Source organism: Bradyrhizobium sp. P2_E8 (assembly GCF_056403875.1).
On sequence record NZ_JBFUES010000340.1, the window covers coordinates 1 to 7,059 of the forward strand.

Annotated in this window: 3 protein-coding genes; 2 read left to right on the forward strand and 1 reads right to left on the reverse strand. The window is 62.7% G+C overall.

The window, feature by feature from the left end; genetic code table 11:
* A partial coding sequence (locus AC1D00_RS19610) for an ATP-binding protein (RefSeq protein ID WP_477011796.1) occupies positions 1 to 2,167 on the forward strand: 2,167 nt, incomplete at its 5' end.
* On the forward strand, positions 2,164 to 4,602 hold the full coding sequence (locus tag AC1D00_RS19615; RefSeq protein WP_477011797.1) for a molybdopterin-containing oxidoreductase family protein: 2,439 nt from the start codon (positions 2,164 to 2,166) through the stop codon (positions 4,600 to 4,602). The genes AC1D00_RS19610 and AC1D00_RS19615, both read left to right, overlap by 4 nt.
* Here the strand turns inward: AC1D00_RS19615 and AC1D00_RS19620 are convergent.
* Entirely contained in the window at positions 4,538 to 6,988 is a 2,451-nt protein-coding gene (locus AC1D00_RS19620; RefSeq protein ID WP_477011798.1) for an ATP-binding protein, read from the reverse strand. The genes AC1D00_RS19615 and AC1D00_RS19620 overlap by 65 nt on opposite strands.
* Positions 6,989 to 7,059 lie beyond the last annotated feature (71 nt).

Consider the following 7,059-nt stretch of genomic DNA (forward strand, 5'->3'; position numbering starts at 1 on the left):
GCTTCTGCTTGTGCTCGATACATGCGAACATCTGATTGACGCCGTTGCAACCCTGGCTGCGGCGATCTTCGGGACCGCTCCGCAAGTTCACATTCTCGCAACGAGCCGTGAAACGCTGCAGGTCGAAGGAGAGAACGTCTATCGGCTGGAGCCGCTCGCTTATCCTCCCGAGGACGGTGAACTTTCCGCCGACGTCGCACGAACATTCCCTGCTACGCAATTGTTCGTCGAACGTGCCCTGGCAAGCGGCGCCAACTTGAAGCTGAACGACGCTGAAGCCGCGATCGTGGCTGACATCTGTCGGAAGCTGGATGGGGTAGCGCTCGCCATCGAATTGGCCGCGCGCCGCGTCCAGGTCTATGGCCTGAATGAAACAGCCGCCCTGCTCGACCAGCGACTCGGCCAATTATGGGCAGGCCCACGCACCGCCCCGCCCCGGCAAAAGACCCTCCAGGCGACGCTCGACTGGAGTTACAGCCTGCTCTCGGAAACAGAGCGCATCGTGCTGCGCAGACTGGCGATCTTTGTCGGAAATTTCACCCTCGACGCCGCGCTTGCAGTCGCCACCGGCAATGGTCTCGACCAGGCGGAAGTTTTTGAGGCCATCGACAGCCTGGTTGCCAAGTCCATGGTCGCAACGCGTTCGCTCGACGCCGTCATGCGCTATCGTCTCCTTGATACGACCCGGGCCTATGCAATCGGGCTCACGGCTGATGACGTCGAAACGGCCGCCCTGGCCATCCGTCATGCACGTTACTACCGGCAATGGATTGCGCAAGCTGCCACCGGATGGTCGTCGCTGATGTCCGGTACGCAACGCGCCCCCTATTTCGCCGGCGTCAGCAATATTCGCATTGCCCTGGAATGGTGTTTTGGACCAAACGGTGACCAGCCAACCGGCATTGGGCTCGCCGCCGCCGCAGCGCCCGTCCTCCTGGCGATGTCGCTGCTTCCGGAATGCCATCATTGGTCGCAACGCGCTTTGGCTGCCCTCGACGATCAGGTCTGCAGCAAGCCCGAGCAGATGCACCTGCAAGCCGGCCTCGGGATCTCGTCGATGCTTCTCCATGGAGAGAGCGAGCATGCGCGAGAGGCGTTGGACCGCAGTTTGCTGCTGGCCGAAGCGGAGCACGACGCCGCCAGCGAAGCGGGCCTGCTTGGCATGTTGCACATGTTCCACTTCCGCAGCGGCGACTTCAATGTCGCATTGTCGTTTGCAAAGCGCTGCCGGTCGCTCGCGGCCAGCGTCGACGATCCCGCAGCTCTTGCCCTGGCCCATTCCATTCTCGGACGCTCCCTCCTCATGATGGGAGACCTCCGCGGCGCGCGCACCGAGCTCGAGGCCCTTTTCGCAGATTGGTCGCCATCACAGCAGAGCGACACGATCTATCTGGTCCATGATCGTCATTTCCGAGCCGGCATCGCGCTGGCGAGAACACTTTGGATGCAAGGGCATCCGACCCAGGCCGTTGAGCGTGCCCGGGAATTCATCGACGCCGCCAGGCGAATGGATCATCCGGCATCGGTCACCGTTCTTCTTGCCTGGGCCGCGTCGATCTTTTTGTGGACCGGAGATTTTCACAGTGCGGAGGAGTATATCGACGGCTCGATTGCGATCTCCGAATCCTATTCCCTTGGACCACTGACCGCAGTTGGACGCGCAAGAAAGGCGCAACTTGCGATTCGGCAGGGCCGGAACGCGATCGCGGACCTTCGCGCCTCCCTCGCACAAATTCACGCAGTTCGTTACGAGCTGATTACCACCGAGTTCAACATCTGCCTCACGCAAGGCCTGATTGCCAGCGGGCAGCGCGATGAGGCAATGACCCAGCTGACCGACACGATTCTGAAGGTCACCAGCAAAGGCGACACGTGCTACATGCCGGAGCTGCTGCGCATGAAGGGCGGACTGCTCCGCGCGATGGCGCCATCTCGCCTTGAGGAAGCCGAAGCGTGTCTGGTGCAATCGCTTGAGCTCAGTCGCAGTCAAGGCGCACTCGGCTGGGAATTGCGCACGGCGACCGATCTGGCGGCGCTACTACTGATTGGAAAGGGCCTTCGCCAACCTGCAAAGGAGATTCTCCAACGGACATATAGTCAGTTTACGGAGGGTTTTGACACTGCCGATCTCCGTGCAGCTGAGCGCCTGCTGGAGCAACTGTCATGACGTCCGACCGCGCGCCAACGGTCGACCATGTCAAAGGCTACTGCGGATTGTGCATCGCGCGTTGCGGCACGATTGCAACCGTGGCGGACGGTCGGTTCATTCGCCTGGACCCCGATCCAGCGCACCCGACCGGAGCAGCCATTTGCGCCAAGGGTCGGGCGGCTCCCGAACTGGTCTACCACAGAGACCGGCTGACACGACCGCTTCGCCGTACCCGGCCGAAAGGCGACCCTGATCCGGGATGGGAAGAGATCTCCTGGGACATGGCGCTCGATCTGATCGCTGCCGCGATGCGGCGCACTGCTGCACAATATGGACCCGAAGCAGTTGCTTTTAGCATGTCGTCACCATCGACGACGGCCATCGCGGATTCCGCGCCGTTCGTTCGCCGGCTGATGAACGCCTTTGGCACTCCGAATCTGGTCTGGGCACTCGACTTGTGCGGCTGGGGTCGCGGCTTCGCCACGCGGTATGTGTTTGGGGTCGGCAGCGTTGCGACAGGAGGCGCTGGCGGTGCCATGCCGGACATTGCCAGAACCGGATGTCTTATCCTGTGGGGCTATAATCCTTCCTTTACCCGCATCACGCATGCGACTGCGACGGTGGCTGGCCTCAAACGCGGGATGAAGCTTGTGGTGATCGATCCCCGCAACGTCGGCCTCGCCAACAAGGCCGATGTATGGCTGCGGGTGCGCCCAGGAGCCGACGGCGCGCTCGCATTGGGTCTCGCGAACGTCATGATTCAGCGCGGTTGGTACGATCAGGAGTTTGTGCGCGCGTGGAGCAATGGGCCGCTGCTGGTGCGATCCGACACCAACATGCTACTGAAAGCCGAAGACGTGTTTCCCAATGCCGGCCGCGGGTCCTTCGTTGCCTGGGACATGCGATCGAGTTCCATTGTCCGCTATGATCCGGTCACCGGACAGTACGATCCGTCGCCCGGGCATCTGTCCTTACAAGGTGAATATGCCGTTGAAACGATCGACGGGGCCGTCAGTTGCCGTCCGGTCTTCGACCACTACGCCGGTCTTTGCAGGCAATACTCACCTGAGACGATCGCACGGACCTGCTGGATTTCTCCGGAGCAGCTGGCAGAGGCGGCGCGAACGATCTGGGTATCCCGGCCGGTCTCGTATTACGCGTGGAGCGGGCACGAGCATCACGCGAACACGACGGAGACCGCGCGGGCGATCGCCATGCTCTATGCCTTGACCGGCAGCTTCGATGCCCCTGGTGGCAACGTTCTACTCCCATCGGTCCCGACAGTGCCGATCACCGGGGAGGACCTCGCTCCGGGACTTGCGCCGGCCATCGGCGTCGCCGAACGTCCGCTCGGACCCGCACGCTGGGACAACGTATCGACCCATGACTTCTATCGAGGGGTTCTCGAAGGTGATCCCTATCCGGTGCGCACGCTGATTGGATTCGGCGCGAATCTGCTGCTTGCCCAGGCTGATCCTGTTCGCGGCCGCGCGGCACTTTCGTCGCTGGATTTTTATGCACATGCGGACCTCTTCATGAATCCGACGGCCGCGCTTGCCGACATCGTGCTTCCCGTCGCATCTTGCTTCGAACGCGAGGCTCTCAAGATCGGGTTTGAAATCAGCGAAGACGCGCAGTCTCACGTTCAATTCCGGTCGAGAATCGTGTCCCCGCCCGGAGAGGCCTTGCCCGACACCGACGTCGTCTTCGGTCTCGCCAAACGCCTTGGGCTCGAGAAGCGGTTCTGGAATGGCGACGTCGACGCCGCCTACCGCGAACAGCTTGCTTCCAGCGGGATCTCTCTCGAGCAACTCAGGGCCGAACCGGCCGGACGACGAAGCTCACTGACAGCGACCCACTATAAATACCAGGCACCGGACGAGCGAGGGAACGCGCGCGGCTTTCCAACTCCGACGCGAAAAGTCGAGTTCTGGTCGGAGACGTTCGCTGACCACGGCTACTCGGCGCTTCCACAATTTATCGAAACTGCCGTCTCTGGAACGTCGCAACCAGCGGACATGTTTCCCCTCATTCTGACATGCGCGAAGCCGAGCTTGTTCTGCCAAAGCCAACACCGCGCATTGCCGATCCTGCGCAAGCGGCTACCGTACCCGGAAGTCGAACTGCACCCGATGACGGCCGCCGCCAGGGAAATTCGGGACGGAGATTGGGTCGAGGTCAGAACATCGAGCGGCGCAATGCGCGCCAAGGCCCGCTTCAACGAGACATTGGACAATCGCGTCGTCGTCGGCCAACATGGCTGGTGGCAAGGTTGCACTGAACTCGAGATCGCGGGTTCAGATCCAACAGATCCAACTGGAAACAACTTCAACCTGACAGTCGATGCCACGATGCGTGACCCGATCAGCGGCACCCCATCTCACCGATTCAACATGTGCGACATCCGACTCCTGCGCAGTAATGCGCATGCAGGTTACCGCGGCACGGCCTGAGGCAGGTCTGAAGGAGTTGGCGCGCCGCGCGGAGATCTGCCGTGTCGGAGCCCTCCGTAAATCGCGCCAAAGTATTACTCAAATCAGAGAGCGCCTGAGCCGAGGCCCGCCCGGCAAGACGCACACGGCTGGTAGCGGCTCGCAATTTCCAGGAAATGGCCGACTGCCTCTCAGCCAGTTCCATCGCTGCACAAAAATCCTGCTCTGCACCCAAGCGATCACCGCCCCGCCCGCTGAGCTCGCCCCGCACGCGCAAAAGCTCTGGCATCTCCCAGCTGTCACCTTGGGCGGCAACAGCCTCGATGCGCGCCTGGATCGCGGAGAGCGCCTCCGCAGGTCGTCCCTGCGCCGCCATCCCCTCGACCAGCGCGATGGTGGCGGACCCGCTGTAAAGTTCCAGGCGGTCGGCAAGCATGCGAGGCAATGCAGGCTGCAGCAATTCGACTCCCTGATCCACCGCGCCGCGCGCAAGGCACAGCTCTCCCTTGAGGGCGGTCGCGGCGGTGAAGAACGGTCCGAGCCCATGCTGGCGCGAATAGTCGGCCAGCCGGTCGGCGGCCTCCTCCAGGCTGCACAGATCTCCTGTCCAGCGGTAGACGCGCGCCGCAAAGCAGAGCCCCGCGCAGTACATCGCGAGATCCGGATTTGAGCCAATCTTCGTGAGACTGTTTGCAACCTCGACGGCCTGATCCGGAAGACCGAGCAGCCAGAGGTTGGTGCAGGACATGATCTGCGTGCCCCGGGGGTAGGCGAAGTGATCGATGGGCAGGTCCGGCATCGCAGCGTCCCCCGCCTCGCCCGCTTCCAGCTTCTCTCGGGCAAGCCGCTGATTCCCGGTCAGGTGATAGGCGACTCCGAGATAGGTTTGGGCACGAGCAACTGCGGCCGGATCTCCAATCACCGCGGCGACTGTGTCGGCCAGACGCGCCACCTCTAATAGACGCTTGCGCTCGCCCGTTCGGCGGTACAAAGCGTGAAGCCGGCTCAACAGTCGAAATTGGTTCTGCGAGTCACCCACAGCCTGCGCCAGCTCGAGCCCGCCGCGGAGAGCGGCCTCGCATTGCTGACTGTTTCGTTCCGTGAACATCGCCGCATGCCCGAACGCCCAGAGCAACTCCACTTTGGCGGCATGATAGCTCAGGCCGTCGCCGAGCGCGTCGATTGCGCGACCGGCCCAGACGCGACATTCCTCCAGCAGATTGAGTTCTACAAACAGCCGCGCACAGGCAGCTGCAAGCGGCGGACGAAGTTCAGCGCCGCGCGCATCGGAATAGGCCCAATCCAGCGCGGCGCGGGCGTCCGGCAAGAGTTCGGCGCGACGGCTCCAGCCCCCCGGACGCTGTCCGCCCGGCTCGTACGATCGAGGGGCTAAGGCCTCCAGCACATATCGCGCCTGAGCGAGGTGTGCGGCATAGGCCATTCCCGAAGCGCCAAGCTTGTCCGCCGCGTAGGCGCGCGTTGTCTCGAGCAGGCGGAAGCGCGCCAGACCAGCGTCAGGCCTGCTCGTCACCAACGACTTTGCGACCAGTTGCTCCAGATTGTCGAGAATGGCCCCGCGCTCGCTCGGGCTGCCGGCAACAGCGCGCGCCCCCTGGAGTGTGAACGTGCCAGGAAAGACGCTGAGACGCTGCAGAAGGCTCCGCTCGGCTGGAGAGATGAGGTCATAACTCCAGTCCAATGCCGCGCTCAGCGATTGGTGCCGCTCCGGGGCCGTACGTCGCCCAGGCAAGGCAAGCCGAAATCGTCCTTCGATGAGTTCGTCGATCTCAATCAAGCTGTGCGCCGACAGGCGGCTCGCAACCAGTTCGATTGCCAACGGCATCCCATCGAGCTTGCGACAAATGCGAGCCACGACCTCGCCCTCACAACTGCTCAGGGCAAGGCTGCAACCTGCCGCGGCCGCGCATTCCGTGAAGAGCCGTGCCGACGAATATCGATTGATGTCCGATCCATCCGGAAAATCTTCCGGCGGTATTTCAAGTGGAGCGAGCTCAACCACAAACTCGCTCATGGCCTCGAGCGACTCCCGACTTGTCGCCAATATGGAAACCGCCGGTGCTTGCATGTGGATCGCCTCCGCAAGCCGCGCGACCGCGTCAACCACGTGCTCGCAATTGTCGAGGACCAACAGAAGCTCGCGGTCGCGCAACGCTTCGATCAGCCGACGCGTGGGGTCGCCAACCGGAATGAGCAGGCCGAGCGCAGATGCAACTGCGATTGCGACCAGATGCGGATCTCTGAGAGTGCCAAGATCGATAAACTGGACGCCGTCCCTGAATCTGGCGGCGGATTCATGCGCAAGCGTGATGGCAACCGTGGTCTTGCCGATGCCGCCTGGGCCGCGGAGGGTCACGAAGCGGCGCTCGGTCAGGTGCTCGGCAAGCATGACGACCGCCGCATCACGCCCGACGAGCCGGCTCGGCCTGGGAGGAAGCCCTTGAGCCCGCTGATTGGCCG